General features: G+C 35.7%; 14 protein-coding genes. 4 read left to right on the top strand and 10 right to left on the bottom strand.

Features of this window, described 5'->3' with window-relative positions:
• Nucleotides 1–102 precede the first annotated feature (102 nt).
• Nucleotides 103–1,308, bottom strand: coding sequence for a threonine synthase (locus SPD89_RS14965; protein ID WP_336262756.1), 1,206 nt, complete (start codon nt 1,306–1,308; stop codon nt 103–105).
• A gap of 235 nt (nt 1,309–1,543) precedes the next feature.
• Nucleotides 1,544–2,329, bottom strand: a complete 786-nt coding sequence (locus tag SPD89_RS14960; RefSeq protein ID WP_336262755.1) for an IclR family transcriptional regulator — start codon at nt 2,327–2,329, stop codon at nt 1,544–1,546.
• A 157-nt stretch (nt 2,330–2,486) separates the two neighbouring features.
• Here SPD89_RS14960 and SPD89_RS14955 point away from each other — a divergent pair, with 157 nt between their 5' ends.
• Nucleotides 2,487–4,523, top strand: coding sequence for a hydantoinase/oxoprolinase family protein (locus SPD89_RS14955; RefSeq protein ID WP_336262754.1), 2,037 nt, complete (start codon nt 2,487–2,489; stop codon nt 4,521–4,523).
• 20 nt (nt 4,524–4,543) lie between these two features.
• On the top strand, nt 4,544–6,319 hold the full coding sequence (locus SPD89_RS14950) for a hydantoinase B/oxoprolinase family protein (protein WP_336262753.1): 1,776 nt from the start codon (nt 4,544–4,546) through the stop codon (nt 6,317–6,319).
• Nucleotides 6,320–6,452: 133 nt separating this feature from the next.
• On the opposite strand, the gene SPD89_RS14945 is transcribed toward SPD89_RS14950, so the two are convergent.
• The 8 genes from SPD89_RS14945 to SPD89_RS14910 form a co-directional block, all read right to left on the bottom strand.
• The gene (locus tag SPD89_RS14945; RefSeq protein WP_336262752.1) at nt 6,453–7,157 is read right to left on the bottom strand and encodes an aspartate/glutamate racemase family protein; all 705 of its coding nucleotides are present in this window, start codon (nt 7,155–7,157) and stop codon (nt 6,453–6,455) included.
• Nucleotides 7,158–7,167: 10 nt separating this feature from the next.
• Nucleotides 7,168–8,262, bottom strand: coding sequence for a M24 family metallopeptidase (locus SPD89_RS14940; protein ID WP_336262751.1), 1,095 nt, complete (start codon nt 8,260–8,262; stop codon nt 7,168–7,170).
• Nucleotides 8,255–9,286 carry an ABC transporter ATP-binding protein gene (locus tag SPD89_RS14935; RefSeq protein WP_336262750.1) on the bottom strand — a complete coding sequence of 344 codons (1,032 nt, stop codon included), beginning with the start codon at nt 9,284–9,286 and terminating at the stop codon, nt 8,255–8,257. The genes SPD89_RS14940 and SPD89_RS14935 overlap by 8 nt, the downstream gene beginning before the upstream one ends.
• 12 nt (nt 9,287–9,298) lie before the next feature.
• Nucleotides 9,299–10,297, bottom strand: a complete 999-nt coding sequence (locus SPD89_RS14930) for an ABC transporter ATP-binding protein (protein ID WP_336262749.1) — start codon at nt 10,295–10,297, stop codon at nt 9,299–9,301.
• 12 nt (nt 10,298–10,309) lie between these two features.
• Complete coding sequence (locus SPD89_RS14925; RefSeq protein ID WP_336262748.1) at nt 10,310–11,221, bottom strand: ABC transporter permease; 912 nt, start codon at nt 11,219–11,221, stop codon at nt 10,310–10,312.
• An 82-nt stretch (nt 11,222–11,303) separates the two neighbouring features.
• Entirely contained in the window at nt 11,304–12,302 is a 999-nt protein-coding gene (locus SPD89_RS14920; RefSeq protein WP_336262747.1) for an ABC transporter permease, read from the bottom strand.
• A gap of 34 nt (nt 12,303–12,336) precedes the next feature.
• Nucleotides 12,337–13,041, bottom strand: a complete 705-nt coding sequence (locus tag SPD89_RS14915) for an aspartate/glutamate racemase family protein (protein ID WP_336262746.1) — start codon at nt 13,039–13,041, stop codon at nt 12,337–12,339.
• Between the two features lie 87 nt (nt 13,042–13,128).
• A complete protein-coding gene (locus SPD89_RS14910; RefSeq protein WP_336262745.1) occupies nt 13,129–14,787 on the bottom strand; it encodes an ABC transporter substrate-binding protein in 1,659 nt (552 codons plus the stop codon).
• A 463-nt stretch (nt 14,788–15,250) separates the two neighbouring features.
• On the opposite strand from SPD89_RS14910, the gene SPD89_RS14905 reads away from it, so the two are divergent.
• Both SPD89_RS14905 and SPD89_RS14900 read left to right on the top strand, forming a co-directional pair.
• Nucleotides 15,251–15,808, top strand: coding sequence for a nitroreductase family protein (locus SPD89_RS14905; protein ID WP_336262744.1), 558 nt, complete (start codon nt 15,251–15,253; stop codon nt 15,806–15,808).
• Nucleotides 15,805–16,386, top strand: coding sequence for a nitroreductase family protein (locus SPD89_RS14900; RefSeq protein WP_336262743.1), 582 nt, complete (start codon nt 15,805–15,807; stop codon nt 16,384–16,386). Before SPD89_RS14905 ends, SPD89_RS14900 begins: the two co-directional genes overlap by 4 nt.
• Nucleotides 16,387–16,703: the final 317 nt, after the last annotated feature.

Here is a 16,703-nt window from a genome sequence, read left to right as displayed (position 1 = left end):
ATTACTGGTTTGTGGGCATCTTCAATTTCATATACAATAGTTGGTAGAGTCGGAGAATAGCCCTCCAACATCTATTTCTGCATTAAAAAATGTTTTTGTAAATTACAATTCCTCATCCTTTTGTAACATTGGAATTTTACTTTCCACAATCTCAGGATATTTAATGCCTGAGCCTGTGTTAATTGCAACTACTTTATCGTTTTGCTTGATCCAACCATTTTCACGCAATTTTCTTGTTGCAGCTATTGTTGTGGCACCTTCTGGACAAATATATATTCCTTCCATTGCAGCTAAATGTTTCTGCTCTTTCAACATGTCGTCATCCGATATTGCCATTGCACATCCATCTGTATTATAAAGTATATCCAAAACGAGAAAATCTCCCAATGCCTTTGGTACCGTAATACCGAATGCAACTGTTTCGGCATCTTCCCAGAAATCTGATTCTCTTTTATTCTCTTCCCATGCTCTTACAATCGGTGCACAACCGTCGGACTGAACGACAACAAATCTTGGTAATTTTTCAGTGATCCAACCTATTTCTTGTAATTCTAGTATTGCTTTATAAATACCGATTACTCCTACTCCGCCTCCTGCTGGATATAAAATAACATCTGGAATTTCCCAATTTAATTGTTCCAGAACTTCTAGGCCCATTGTTTTTTTTCCTTCAATTCGATATGGTTCTTTTAGAGTGGAGGCATCGAACCAGTCATACTTCTGAACTGCTTTTCCAATTATTTGTCCAGCATCACTAATTAATCCATCCACCAAGTACAAATCCGCATCAGTCATAAAACATTCATTCCGTGGAATTGTAGGTGCTGATTCCGGCATAACGATCTTTGTTTTAATACCTGCACGTGTCGCATAAGCAGCCCATGAAGCGCCAGCATTTCCATTGGTAGGCATAGCAATAGTTTGAATGCCTAATTCCTTTGCTTTAGATACTCCAACAGCTGCTCCACGTGATTTAAAAGTACCAGACGGAATGATAGATTCGTCTTTTAAATAAAAATCATTAATATGTAATTCGCTTCCCATTTGATCCATACGCAACAGAGGGGTCATACCCTCTCCAAGAGACACTACATTTTCTTTATGAACGATAGGTAATAATTCGTGATATCGCCATAAACTAGGTTCTCGGTTCTTTAAGGAATCCTTATTCCATTCATTAGCTAAATTATCCAAATAATACTTTACAAACAATGGCTTTCCGCATTTACAAAGATTCAGTACTTGATTATGCTCATATTTCGCCTTACATTTAGAACACTCTAAATGAGAAACTTCACTATATACCATAAAATATCCTCCTGATTTAATTTGAGTTTCGTTTCATTTGGCAACGTTTTCAAACAGCAACAAAAAACTGTTCCGATAAACGATACAGTGTAACGATTTTGGTCATATTAAATCAATTTTTTTTTTATTTTGTCAACCTTTTTTAGAGATTTGCATGTATTTTTCTTTTCAATATTGATCTAATAGAATCTTAATGTTCAATTAATTTTATATAAAATCTCTACAATGACCATACTCATTGCTTGTGGAGGACACCTATACTTTGTGTAATACTATATGAGTTAATTTTTTCCTGAATATTCTTAACACCTTCTTTAAGTAATGATAAACATTCCATAGCTATCTCATCTGTAATTCGGTAAGAAGGAGCAGCAATCGTGAGAGAAGCAAATATTTTTCCGTTATGATCAAATACTGGCACACTAATACCAACAACATCATCCGTATATTCACCAATCGTATAACTATATCCTTTTCTCTTTACTTCATCTAGTTCAGATAACAGTTCATTCGGTTCTATGGTTGTATTATCAGTGAACTCCTTTAAACCTGCCTTAATAATTTCGTCTTTTAATTCTTTTGGTAAATATGCCATGATTGACTTGCAAGAAGCACCAGCATACAGCGGTGTGCGCGTACCAATCGTTACCTCAAATTTTATTGAGCGATTACTTTCTGCTATAGCAATACAGACCCCTTCCGTCCCATCAACCAATGTTAAAAAAACACTTTCCCTAGACCGTTCGGCAATCATGTCCATATATGGCATGATCATATCTTTGAATTTTAACTTTTCTTGAATAATCAACCCATATTCAAAAAACTTCAAGCCCAGTTCATATTTTTGACTTTCTATATCCTTTTGCAAAAAACCATGTTTTTCAAATGTTACGAGCATTCTATGAACAACCGAATGACTTTTCTCCATTTCTTTGGCAAGCTCTCTAACTCCCCATGTCGCCTTATCTTTAGTAAAATATTTCAAAATCTCTAATGCGCTATCTAATGTTTTTAAAGTCATTCCACTCACTCCATCATATAATTATTATCTTTATTATATCAGCATTGAAAAAAAATAATATAAATCTATTGTATACTCTAAAAATTTAGTATAAAATAGATTTAAATAAATAGATACAGTGTACCTTTATTTGGTACAACATGGGAGGAGCCTAGATATGAGAATCGCTACAGATATCGGCGGAACATTTACTGATCTTGTCTACGTAGACGAGAATGGAAACTTCGGTACTAAAAAATCTGATACAACTCCTGCAAATTTTGAAGAAGGAGTAATTAATGTCATTAAAAAGAGTGGTATTAATACAGAATCCATTGATACTTTTATACATGGAACTACTATAATTATTAATGCACTAACAGAACGTAAAGGGGTAAAAACCGCTTTAATTACAACTAGAGGGTTTCGTGATGTTTTAGAGATTGCCAGAGGTAATCGTCCGGATTTATTTAATATACGTTATGAAAAGCCTAAACCGTTCGTCGAGAGATATTTAAGACAAGAAGTAAATGAACGAGTAAATTACAAAGGAGAGGTATTGACACCGCTAGATATAAAAGAATTAAAATCTATAGTAGAATATTTTAAAAAACAAAATATTGATGCAATTGCAATCGCTTACTTACATGCCTATCAAAATCCAACCCATGAGAAACAAACAGCGGAATATATACAGTCTGTATGGCCAGAGTTAGCTGTCACCTGCTCCTATGAAGTGACGAAAGAGTGGCGTGAATATGAACGTACAAATACAACTGTACTTAATTCGTATGTAAAACCTATCGCTGAGTCTTATGTAAATCAACTGGGGAAAAAGTTAAATGAGTTAAAGTTAGATGGAAAACGATACATTATGCAGTCTAATGGTGGAACTACTTCATTCACACAAGCAAAGCAAACACCGATTAACTTGGTAGAATCAGGTCCTGTGGCAGGAATTTATGGTGCTTCCATTTTAGGAAAATTACTTGGCGAAGAAAATATTATTGCGTTTGATATAGGTGGCACCACTGCAAAATGTTCACTTATAAGCAAAAGCGAAGTAAAAATAACGACTGACTACTATATAGAGAAGAATGAAAAAAGTGCTGGCTATCCAATAAAAGTCCCGGTTGTGGATATTGTTGAAATCGGAAATGGAGGCGGTTCCATTGCGCATATCAATGATTCAGGTTCTCTTCAAGTTGGTCCACAGTCGGCTGGGTCTACACCAGGTCCTGTGGCCTATGGTCGTGGGGGCGAAAATCCAACGACAACCGATGCCAATTTGTTTACGGGAAGATTATCATTAGCGAACTTTAATACAAAAAGCAGTATGGAAGAAATTGCAAAGGCCATTCAGGAAAAGATAGCAAAACCATTTAGTTTGTCAACTGAAGAAGCCGCAGTAGGCATCATTCGATTAGCCAATTCCAATATGCTAAATGCTCTTAAACTTATTTCAGTAAGAAAAGGTTATGATCCTCGCGAGTTTTCATTAATTGCATTTGGAGGTGGTGGCTCATTACATGCATCTGCTTTAGCAAAAGAACTCGGTGTGAAGAAAGTTATTGTACCGATCGCCTCTTCCGTTTTTTCGGCTTTCGGAATGTTAATGACTGATCTGCGTTATGATTTTATAAAAACACTTGTTAATAAACTTGATACAGATCATATAGATATTATGAATAAACAATGGGAAAGCATTGAAAAAGAAGCGCAAATCCAATTAGAAAAACAAGGAATCGAATCATCTGGAATGTTATTTCACAGAATGGCTGATTTAAGATATGCTGGACAGGAACATACTGTAAAAGTTAATGTACCAAGTGGTGCATGGAATTCTAATTCTCTTGACGAGATCGCAACAATTTTCCATGAAGAACACGAAAAAAATTACACATTCAAGCTAGAAGATAAAGCGATTGAAATTGTTAATATGCATTTAGTTTCTTTTGGCCATGTCGAAAAACCTTCTCTCAACAAAATAAAAGGTACAGGTAAAAAGATAGAGGAAGCGGTTAAAGAAATACGGAATGTTTATTTTGAGGAAAACGGATGGGTTAAGACAAAAGTATATGATCGAGATCTATTAGAGCCCGGTATGGAAGCAGAAGGTCCTTTAATTGTAGAAGAACCTACAGCTGCTTCAATCGTCTACCCTAATCAAAAGTTTTTTATAGATGAATATGGAAACTTGCATATTAAAATTTAACAAAAGGAGCGACTAATTCTATGATTAAAAATGAAATAAATCCTTTTACCCTCGAAATCATTAAAGACTCGTTAATGGCTATTGGAGACGAGATGTTTTATGCTCTTTCAAGAACATCAATGAGTCCAATCATATACGAAGTTTTGGACTATGCAACTGGCTTGACAGATGCCAGAGGACAATTACTCACCCAAGGAAATGGTGTAACGAGTTTCATTGGAATGCTAAGTACGATGGTTCAAGAAATTTTAAAAAAGTACGACAATGGTGCTGCCTTAAAACCTGGAGACATCATCATTATGAATGATCCATATAAAGGAGGCGGTTCTCATTTATCCGACGTGGGACTTTGTATGCCAATTTTTTACGAAGGTGAATTAGTAGCCTTTTCATCAAATAAAGGACATTGGACAGAAGTTGGCGGAAAAGACCCAGGATCATTTACAAGTGATTCTACCGATATATATCAGGAAGGATTACAGTTTCCGGCCATAAAACTATTTAATGAAGGAATAGTAAACGATAGTGTCGTAGAAATGATTGAAGCGAATGTACGTTTTCCTGATTTATCAATTGGAGATTTATGGGCACAGGTTGCTGCACTTAAAACAGGGGAAAAAAGATTTCTTGAAATTTGTAATAAACATGGTAAGGAACAAATACTATATGCAATCGATCACTTGCTGGACCAAGGAGAAAAAGTAGCTAAAGCAGAACTGAAAAAATTACCTAAAGGAACATTCACAGCTGAAGATTATATTGATGATGACGGATTCGGAAACGGACCTTTTAAAATAAAGGTCAAAGTGACGATTACTGATGACGAATTTATTGTTGACTATAGAGGTTCCCAACCGCAAGTAAAAGGTCCTGTAAACTGTTCATATTATGCATTGATGGCCGGGGTCAGAACATTATTCTTAGCAGTAACCAATCCAACACAAAATATAAATGATGGTGTATTTAGACCTCTGAAACTCATTACAGATAGGAAATCAATCCTTTCAGCAGAACGACCTGCACCTGTTTCTATCAACTTTGAAGGACGGCTTTGTGGTGCCGATCTAATTTGGAAAGCACTAGCAAACGATCTCCCCAACAGACTTGTTGCCGGTCACTTTCTATCGATATGTTCCATTACATTAACCGGAAATCATCCTGACACTAAGGAGCCGTTTTTAATTGTAGAACCATCTGTAGGTGGATGGGGCGCTGGTGAGAACTTAGATGGAAATAGTGCACAATTTTGTGTAGGACCAGGCGAAACATACAATGTACCTGTTGAAGTTGCAGAGAAAAGATTCGGTGTGTTAATTGACGAGTATTGCCTTCATACAGACGGACAAGGATCCGGAGAATATACAGGAGGGTTTGGTGTAATAAGAGCTTACCGTGTACTTAGTGATAATCAAACGGTTACAAGTATGTTTGGACGCCATAAATTTGCTCCTTGGTCCATTGACGGTGGACAAGAAGGTTCTCCAAATAAAGTAGTGATTAGAAAGAAAGACGGTACCGTGCTTGGTCCTTATGGTCTTAAAGCGCGAATTCCATTGGACAAAGACGATGTAGTAAAACTAATCACTGGAACAGGTGGGGGTTATGGAAATCCTCTTCACCGAAAACCGGAAAAAGTTAAAGAAGATGTAATAAATGGTTATATCACCATCCGGGATGCAAAAGAGAAATACGGTATAATAATTGATGAAAACCTAAATGAAATTATTGGATTTACAAAAGAAAGAATACACCTAACACCAACTAATAGTCCAGAATACAAAAGTAGAATAGGGTAATAATATATTTAATATCGCTTTAGCTCAGTAAAATGTTAAGCTAAGGCGATTATTTTCTTCTGAAATTTAAATATAAAAAACTGTCATCCGTTCAAATGACAGTTCAATCCATGAGCTAAAATAAAACTATTTTCTATTGTACCCTCATTGCATAATCATACTTTTTACTGTGTGACAGATTATTTTTTAGTCTTAATTGAGCTAATGTTTCTGTTATCGTTATACCTGCAATAATTGGATTTACAGCTGGTACACCAAACTTTTCTTCAATCTCCTGTTCAATATTATCAATTGCCGCACAGCCCATAATAATTACTTCTGCTAAATCTTCTTCAATCGCCAACCGTGTTTGCTCAAGTATCCTCTCTCTAGTTAATTTTTTTTCACTTTTTAATTGATGAACGGATAAACCAACACTCCGCCAATTTGTAACATTTTTATTTAGTCCGTAAATCAAACTATTATCAGACATTTTTGGGATCCATTTGTCCCGCCCCACAATAACTGTAGATTTGCTACCAAGCATATTCGCCACTGTCATAGACGCAAAACCAATACCCATTACAGGGTTTTCAAGTACTTCTCTCAATTCTCTTAAACCCGGATCATAAAAACACGCAATATTAATACCATCATATTGAGCCAGACGCTCGCGATCAGCCATCATTAATTGAACAGCCTTCAAATCATCTTCATAATATTCTAAGTCTACCGGTCCATCTTTATAATCAATAATATCAATTTCTGTATTTGAATGAACAACTTGTTTCAACTTTTTCAAAACTTTTTCTTTTCGTTCTTTACTCGCATTTACCGGCATAATATGTGCAATCTTCATTTTCTCCACCTCATTCTTCTATCACAATCAGTTCTTTTGAAAATGACATAAAATTTTTAAATCCTGTTTCTGTGATGATAATATTATCTTCAATTCGGACACCACAGGAACCCTTTGAATAGATTCCTGGCTCAACCGTGAAGACCATACCTGGTTGAAGCTGTTCGTAATTTCCTTGCCTAATATAAGGTTCCTCATGTGCTTCAATACCCATGCCATGTCCTGTACGATGATGAAAATATTCCCCGTACCCCTGTGATGTAATATAACTTCTTGCTGCAACGTCAATTTCATGAGGTGTCTTTCCAGGTTTAATTTGTTCCAAAGCCAACCTTTGAGCAATCTGCACCGTTTCATATATTTCCTTTTGCTTATCAGAAATATTTCCGATTGCAATCGTACGACTCATATCTCCAACATAACCATTGTAATAAGCACCAAAATCAATAATGACTAATTCTCCATCCATAATTTTCTTTTCTGAAGCTCTTCCGTGAGGCATTGCAGCACGTTCGCCCGATGCTACAATAGTTTCAAATGGTGTTCCTTTTGAACCGGCTTTTTTCATTTCAAATTCTAAAATAGCGGCAATTTCAAATTCAGTCATTCCTGGTTGTATAATTTTCAACACTTTTTGTAAACTTGTTTCTAATATATGTACCGCACTTTGTATATCTTTTGCCTCTTTTTCTGACTTTATAACACGCTCTCTATGCAATTCCTCACCAAACGAAACAATTTTTTCAAATCCACACTGTTGTAAAACTTCCGCTTCTACCAATCGCATATGGTTATCTTCAACCGCAACTGAATCTTTTGAAATTCCGTCAAAAAAAGGATGAGGAAACAAACTTTCAATCCCTTCTTTATCTGCGTAAACAAGGATATCCGTAGCATCCTTTTTCTTGACTTTACTCTGTTCTACTTCTGGTAAAATAAAAACAAGATCTCCTGCATTTGATAATAATGCAAACGAAATTCGTTCTGACTGTTTCAAGGCAAGTCCCGTAAAGTAATAAAGGTTTGGACCTGGCACTAGGGCAAGCCACGAATACCCTTGATTCTTTAACTTTGTTGCAATCTTCATTCTTCTAGATTTATACATTAATCGACTTCACACTTTCTGATAAGATAATCTCCGTTTTTTGTTGAATCTCTTTTGTAAAGTGACAACTAGCATAGATACCATTTTCTTTCTGTTCCAAATGTGGTCGTTCTTTACATTTATCTTCCGCAAATGGACATCGTGTACGAAACTTACAACCAGTCGGAACATTACTTGGACTAGGGATTTCTCCTTTAAGAGGTATCTTTATCGGTAACATTTCACGCTCTTTTTCTTCAACAACTGGAATAGAAGAAAATAGTGACTGAGTATATGGGTGTTGGGGATTTGAATAAAGCGTTTCTACATCACCTTGTTCCATAACAGTTCCCAAATACATAACAAGAACTCTATCCGCAATATTACGTACTAGGCTTAAATCATGAGTAATGAAAAAATACGTTAAATTAAACTCTTTTTGGAGCTTTTTCAATAATTTAATGATCCTCGCTTGTACTGAAACGTCCAAAGCAGATGTCGGCTCATCTAATAAAATGAATTTAGGCTCGAGTGCCAATGCTCTTGCGATACCAATTCTTTGTTTCTGTCCCCCACTTAAAGAATGAGGATATCTTTCCAAAAACTCTTCAGGTAACTCAACAATATTTATTAACTCTCTTACTCTCTCTTCCCTTTCTTTCGGAGTACCAATTTTATGAATAATCAATGGCTCAAGCAATATTTGCCTAATACGTTTCCGAGGATTTAATGAAGAAGATGGGTCTTGATGAACCATCTGCATATCTTTTCTAAGTTCTTTTAGCTTACTTCCATTAATATCCTTTATGTTTGTTCCTTCAAAAAACACTTCCCCATCTGTTTGCTCAATAAATTTCATTACTGTCTTTGCTAAGGTTGTTTTTCCAGAACCTGACTCCCCAACGACAGCAACAGTTTCTCCTTCTTTAACTGTTAATGAAATATCATCAACCGCTTTTACTTCCCCTACTTTTCGTTTTAAAATTCCTTTATATATTGGAAAATATGTTTTTAATCCATTGACTTCTAAAATTTTCTCACTCATCTTTGACCTCCTCTACTCAAACAGATGACATGCTACCTTGTGATTCGACTTAACATCAATTAATTCTGGACGCATGGAAGCACATTTTTCCATTCTTACGGGACATCGGTCATAGAAACGGCAACCTTGAGGTGGGTCTACAAAATCAGGGATTCTTCCATCAATTCCATCGCCCATTTCTCCATTTAATTTAGGAATAGAACTGAGCAGACCTTTTGTATATGGATGTTTAGGGTCTTTAAACAATTCTTCAGATTCGGCTGTTTCAACTACTTCCCCGGCATACATAACATAAATACGGTCACTAATCATACGAGCTACCCCTAAATTATGTGTAATAAAAACCATTGAAACATTCTCTTCAGCAACAAGTCTTTTTAACTCCTGTAAAATTTGATCTTGTACAGACACATCTAAAGCTGTTCCAGGTTCATCCGCTAATAATAATTGAGGTGTATGAATTAAGGCTAGAGCAATCAGTATCCGTTGTCTCATTCCACCACTCAATTCAACTGGATAGCGATCTAATATCGATTCAGGATCAGGGATTCGCATTTTCTTTAATATTTCTATAGCGCGTTCTCTTCCTTTATTTCTAAGCTCTTTCTTTTTCTTAGATGGTAGATTAATAGAACTTGATTTTCCTTGCAGCATATAAACATCAATTAATTGCTCGCCGATTGTAAATACTGGATTTAACGATGTCATTGGATCTTGGAAGATCATCGAAATCTTTTTACCCCTTATTTTTTGCCATTCCTTTTCAGATAACCCTACTAAACTCTCGTCTTCAAAACTAATATCACCATTAATAAATTGGGCTGGCAGAGTAGAGAGCAGGCCAAGCATTGACCGTACAGTTACAGATTTACCACATCCAGATTCTCCAACAATAGCAATAACTTCTTCTTTATTTACATGTAAATTAATATCATTAATTACTTGGGCAATACCATCTTCGGTTCTAAAATTAATCTTTAATTTTTTTACTTCGAGTAGGGGTTCAGCCATGATTTTTCACTCCTATTCATCCATTTGAACATCGAATACATCTCTAAGACCATCACCTAATAAATTAAAACCAATTACAGCAAACAAGATGGCAAGTCCCGGAAAGGTTGCTGCCCACCATGCTTCAGGTAAGTATGCTCTTCCCTCTGCAATCATAGTTCCCCATTCGGGTGTAGGCGGTTCCGCACCAAGTCCCAAAAAACCAAGACTCGCTCCCATAAGAATAATAAATCCCATATCTAATGTAGATTTTACTATTATTGGAGAAATACAATTCGGTAAGATTTCTTTAAAAGCAATTCGCCATTTACTTGCACCTATTCCAATACTTGCTTGTACAAACTGTTCACCTTTAATAGATAACACTTCACCTTGTACCAATCTCGTTACCCAAGGCCACCAACTAAAAGATAGTGCGATCATGATAGTTGTTAATGTGGGTTGGAATAGCGCTGCAACTGCAAATGCCAGTACTAACGAAGGGACAGATAAGAAAATATCTGCAATTCGCATAATAATTGTATTAATTCTTCCACCCCAGAAACCAGCTATTAGACCAAGCGGTAAACCAATTAATGTAGATAAACCTAGTACAATAAAGCCTAGCATTAATGAAATTCTTGCTCCATACAAAACCCTACTTAAAATATCTCTTCCAACTTCATCTGTTCCTAGTAAGTGTTCACTGCTTGGCGGTTCAAGCATTCGGTCAAAATGAATTGCACCGGAAACGTCGTCTGGATAAGGTGCCACAACAGGTGCAAATATAGCCATCAAAATAACAAACGTTACAATAATTAAACCAACCATACTTAACGGACTTCTTCTCATTCTTCGCCACGACTTTCGCCATTCACTCACATTTTGTTTCTCTACAACTTTCTCATTTTTAGCTATGCTTTCGATTATTATCACTTCTTTCATACAGTTTTTTTATCCCTTTACTATTACGTAATCTAACAATTATCTTCATTTCAAAAATTTTACTATGAAGAAACTAAATTCATTATTGATACTTAATTCTCGGATCTAAATATGAATAAAGAATATCTACAATTAAATTTGCAACCGCAAATACTACACCGATTACCAGTGTAATACCAACAATAGCATTGAAGTCCTGATAAATAACCGCCTGAATACCATACTGTGCCATACCTGGCCAACCAAAAACTGCCTCTACTAAAAAAGCATTACCAATTAAAAATCCATATGTTAAACCAATAATCGTTAATGTAGAGGTAAAAGCATTTTTAAGCATATATTTATACACAATCGTGTTTCGTGGTAATCCATATGCTTTTGATGCAAGAATATAATCTTTATTTAACTGCTCAAGCATATTTGCCCGTGTAAGTCGCATAATTTGCGCCATAGCACCGACACTTAATGCGATCGCTGGCAAAATAATATGTTTTAAACTATCAATAAATGCAGGAATATTTAGTGTGATTAGACTATCAAATAATCGCATTCCTGTAATCGTTGTCAGTTCAATATCTCCTCTTCCAATAATAGGAAATAACGATAACCAGTAGGCAAATACAATCTGCAGCATGATACCTAACCAAAATCGAGGCATCGCTACACCTGTGAGACCAAAAATTCGTGAAAACTGATCCGCCCACTTATCTTTACGGATAGCAGAAATAACGCCAAGAGGAACACCTAAAATAATTGCAATAAGTAGAGCTACTGTTGTTAGTTCAAATGTTGCAGGAAAAGTAGCAATCAAATCATCGAATACATTTCGCGATGTCCGTAATGAATAACCCCAATCCCCTTGGAATAATCCTTTCATATAGTTAAAATACTGAATAATAATCGAGTCATTTAAACCAAGTTTCTCTTGCATCGCCGCAATTTGTTCTTCAGTTGCTTGAGGTCCCAACGCAAGTCTTACAGCATCACCTGGAATAATTCTAGTTAAGAAAAATATGAGTATTGATAAACCAATTAGTACAGGAACCATCTGTAAGACTCTTTTTATAATAAACTCTTTCATAGACAATAACCTTCCTTTACTAATATGTAACCATTTAAATACGCTCTTTTTCGGGAGGAGTCATATAACTAATTGGACTTTGGACTAGATTCAATTTCACATATACTTCCATTAATTTTAAGGCAGCTAATCCAGGATCAACGACTGGGATGCCTAACTGATTTGATAACTTATCTGCTAAACCTATCAAATAACCACAGCCTAAATGCAATAAGTCAATTGTCTGATTTTGTACATAAGGTTGAATAATATGACAAATTTTATCAATTAGTTCCTGGTTATGATTCGTTAACTCAACTACAGGAAAATCTAGTGGAATGACAGCACCTAACTTATCTGAGAGTCCTAAAGTCCTCGTTTTTCGTTTATTTCGTGCTACAGAATTTCTAACTGTAGTAACAATACCAAATTGATCAGATAAAGGTAGTCCAATCGTTTGGGATGCTTCACCGATTCCAATTACAGGAATGTCTAAAGCTTCTTTTGCCGCTTCGATTGCTGGATTTCCAAAGCAATAAATTATTATACCGTTGACACCTTTATCTCTTTGCTTAAGTGCTTCTTCCAAAATTGGCCTTGCACAATATCCTTCATCAAACATTGATTCAATCGACAAAGGACCACTCGTTACCGTTCTTATTGTTAACTCCGTTTCACTAGAAGCAACACATCTTAAGTGTCCCATAATCGTATCATTCATTTTATCTGATATCACTGGCATAATGATATGTATTCTCATTTTATTCCCCTCCGATATATTTTTTAAAATTTAATAGTAAAGAAAAGTTACTAGTATCTGAAAAGTCTCAGATACTAGCATTATTAATTATTGATTCGCTCTCAGATAATAGAAATTCAAATCAAATCCAAGAATACCTACAAACTTATAGTTGGTAATATAGTCGCGGTAGGCAATTCTATGGGTTTGGTTTGCAATATAAACAGATGGAGCGTCTTCTGCAATTAATTCTTGTGCTTGAGCATAATAATTCATCTGTTCATCAACGTCAATTGCTTTACGACCCTCTTCTAGAACCTTTGTAACCTCATCATTATCATACCAGCTTGCTGCCAAATAACTTCCGTGAACAGATGGATGATACATACCATATGTATGTGCATCCGCATGTGGATAACGTAAACCTACATTTACAAGGAACATATGTGGAGAAGATTCAATATCAGACGCCATATCTGTAATATTCGCCCATGTATCTGGCTTCAGATTCACATTAATTCCAATTTCTTTTAAGTTATTTTGTAATAATTGGGAAAATTGTCTATGTTCCGGGAATTCTCCAATAAAGACAAAATCTATCTCAAGCTCTTCACCAGCGTATTTTGATTGCGACAAAAATTCTTTCGCTTTTTCAATATCTTTTGAATATTGAATTGCCTCATTATTATGCCCTGGTATTGCCTCAGACACTGGTCCACGTGCTTGTGTAGCACCGTTCATAATGTCGTTTACAGCAGTCTCATAGTCAAAAGCATATGCAATCGCTTTGCGTACATTCACATCATCTAATGGGGGTTTTTGAGTATGCATTGGAATATGATAAATAGATGTATCAACATTTTCCGCAACTTCTATGCCCTCCATATTTTCAAAGTTTTTATAGCTTTCCATTGATAACCATTGGTTTGCCATATCCGCGTCACCTGCAGCAAGCAGTGTTCTAACTGTTGCTTCTTCCTCCACAACACGGATTTTAACTTCATCAAGCTGACCCTCTTCCCAGCCTTTCCAGTAATCCTCGAACCTTGTTAAACTTAATTCAGAACTTCGATCAAATGATACTACCTGATATGGACCGCTTCCGGCCGTATTATTTTCTAAGAACGATTCACCATAGTCACCGAATTCACCATAATCACCATCAACCGCATTTTCTTTTACTAACTCACTGTCCACTACATATAATTGTGTAAGCGTGGATACAAATGGAGCGTATGGTGTATTTAACTTAAACTCTACTGTATGGTCATCGATTGATTTCACATTTTCCGGTTCTAAAACATCGGAAAACATCCAAGAACTTCCTTGCTTAATAGCAAGTAGGCGTTGCATAGAATAAACAACGTCATCGGCAGTTAAGGAATTTCCGCTATGAAATTGTACATCATCACGTAATGTAAAGGTATAAGTTAGGCCGTCTTCGGAAACATCCCATTTTGTTGCCAAATTAGGAGAAGGGTCAATCGTTCCTGCCTCTACATCCGGATAAACTAGCGCATCATATATATTAATTACAGCTGCCGTTGTTGTTTCATCCGTATGCTTGGCCGGATCAATCGTTTCAATTATCTGTTGCGACATAAATACGAATGGACGATCAGGCATCTCACTTAATTGAACAACCTCTTCTGCTCCCTCAATATTTTCTCCACTACTACCACTTTCCTCATCATTCCCCCCGCAAGCACTCAAAAAGATAACGCTTGCAAATAAAAATAAAATAAAGCCAATAATGTTCTTCTTCACGCTATTCCCTCCAATTTCACACTTACCATTAGCCCAATCATCAAACTATTTGTAAGCGCTCTTTTTACTTTGTACCTTATAAAGGTACGGTTGTCCTTATTTAAAAATAATTATAGCATATAATTTATTCCATTAACAACAGTTTCTTTAAAAAACTTTCATAATTTAAACAATTTAGAATGAAAGTCTTAAACAGAAGCATAAGCGATAGTAATTGCTAAATATAACGTTAATTATACTTCAGTGCAACATTTAAATACCTAATGGTAATCATTGGATAAATTGAGTGACCAAAATGTATGCAATTTAGGGTTGCATTATAATTTCTGTATGTGGTAGTGTTATAATTATAAAGAGAGAGACAGTGTACCTATTATGATTTTACATAAAAGCGCTTGCATACTAGTTTTCATTAAAAAAGTAATTTGAAAATCTGTAAATTATTTATTAGGAGAGGAAGCCATTGTCCAAAACATTACTGCAAATAATGAATGAAGTAGTAAATGTTAGAAATTTTGAGGATCAAATCATTCCCAAAAAAGTTTTGGAAGAGATGTTTCAAGCATTTATTTTAGGTCCATCTTCTGTCAGTACACAAGCTAGAGAATTACTTGTTGTTGATAAAACGAATACACGGCATCAAATAATTGATGCTACATTAAATCCCTACTTTACAAAAGATAGTTATGGAGCTCAAAAGTGGCTGCTACAAGCGCCTTTTGTAGCGATTGTTCTAATTGAAAATAGAAGAGCAATTGCAAGAGTCGGAGAAATAGGAGAAAGAATTGCCATTCAAGAAGCTGAATCAGCAATTCAAAATTTTCGTTTAATAGCACAATCACACGGAGTCTGTACAACATGTTTACGAGAATTTGATCCCAAAAAGTTAAAGGAAAACTTAAAATTGCCATGGTACATAGAGCCAAGTACCATAATAACTGCCGGATACTGCAATGATGAAATATTCTCTCCCCCTCGACTGTCTATTTCAGAAGTAGTAAGCAAGGAGGATTGGAAATGAATCAATTGAATAAATATCCGCGGATTGATGCAATTTATAAAAGAGTTAGCTGCAGATCATTTATCAGGAAAGAAATCCCAAAACAGATCTTAGAAGAGATTATCAACGCAGGGACTATGGCTCCTGCAAGCGGCAATATGCAACCATGGGAATTTATAATAATTGATGAACCAGAGGCAAAAGAAAAAGTAGTAACATGTACCTTTAGTGGTTTTTATTCGAAAGGATCATTAAACCAACACTGGATTGAAGACGCAAGTATCATCATCATTCCTTGTGTTAATTTTAAACGTACCGTTGCCAGATATGGCGATCTAGGTTATAAGTTGGCTCCTTTGGATACCACGTCCGCTGTCCAAAATATGTTATTAGCCGCTACGGAATTAGGCATTTCCGGTTGCTGGGTTGGTGGATTCCTTGAAAAAAAAATTAGAAATCTACTTCAGTTACCTCCTTATGTCCAACCGTTAGGTCTCGTTCCAATGGGATATCCGGCCAAAGAAACAGATCACAAACAAAAAATGGATGCTAAATGGGTAGTGCATAAAAACATTTATAATACTCCCTATTTTAATTAAGAAATTATCATGCAAGAACATTATTAATAGAGGGACATAACTAGCCAAAAATTTAAAAATAAAAGGTTCCAAGTAATAAAAAATTTGCTTGGAACCAAATATACGTTAATTAATTGATGTTTTGTTATCCTTTAACCACGTATAAATTCGCTCTACTTCGGAACGGACAGCAGGATCCTCGTCAACTATATACGTATAGGCATGCCCAACATTGCGCGGGACTGAAAGTTCAGTAGAAACACCAGCTGTTATAAGGACCTTTGAGAAATAAAACATCTAAAATCGATAGATTTTATAAGGATATCCAAAAATTGTTG

It is taken from the genome of Pseudogracilibacillus sp. SO30301A (assembly GCF_037072025.1).
In the GTDB taxonomy this organism is placed as follows: Bacteria; Bacillota; Bacilli; order Bacillales; family Amphibacillaceae; genus Pseudogracilibacillus.
This window is presented reverse-complemented; position numbering and strand designations above follow the sequence as displayed.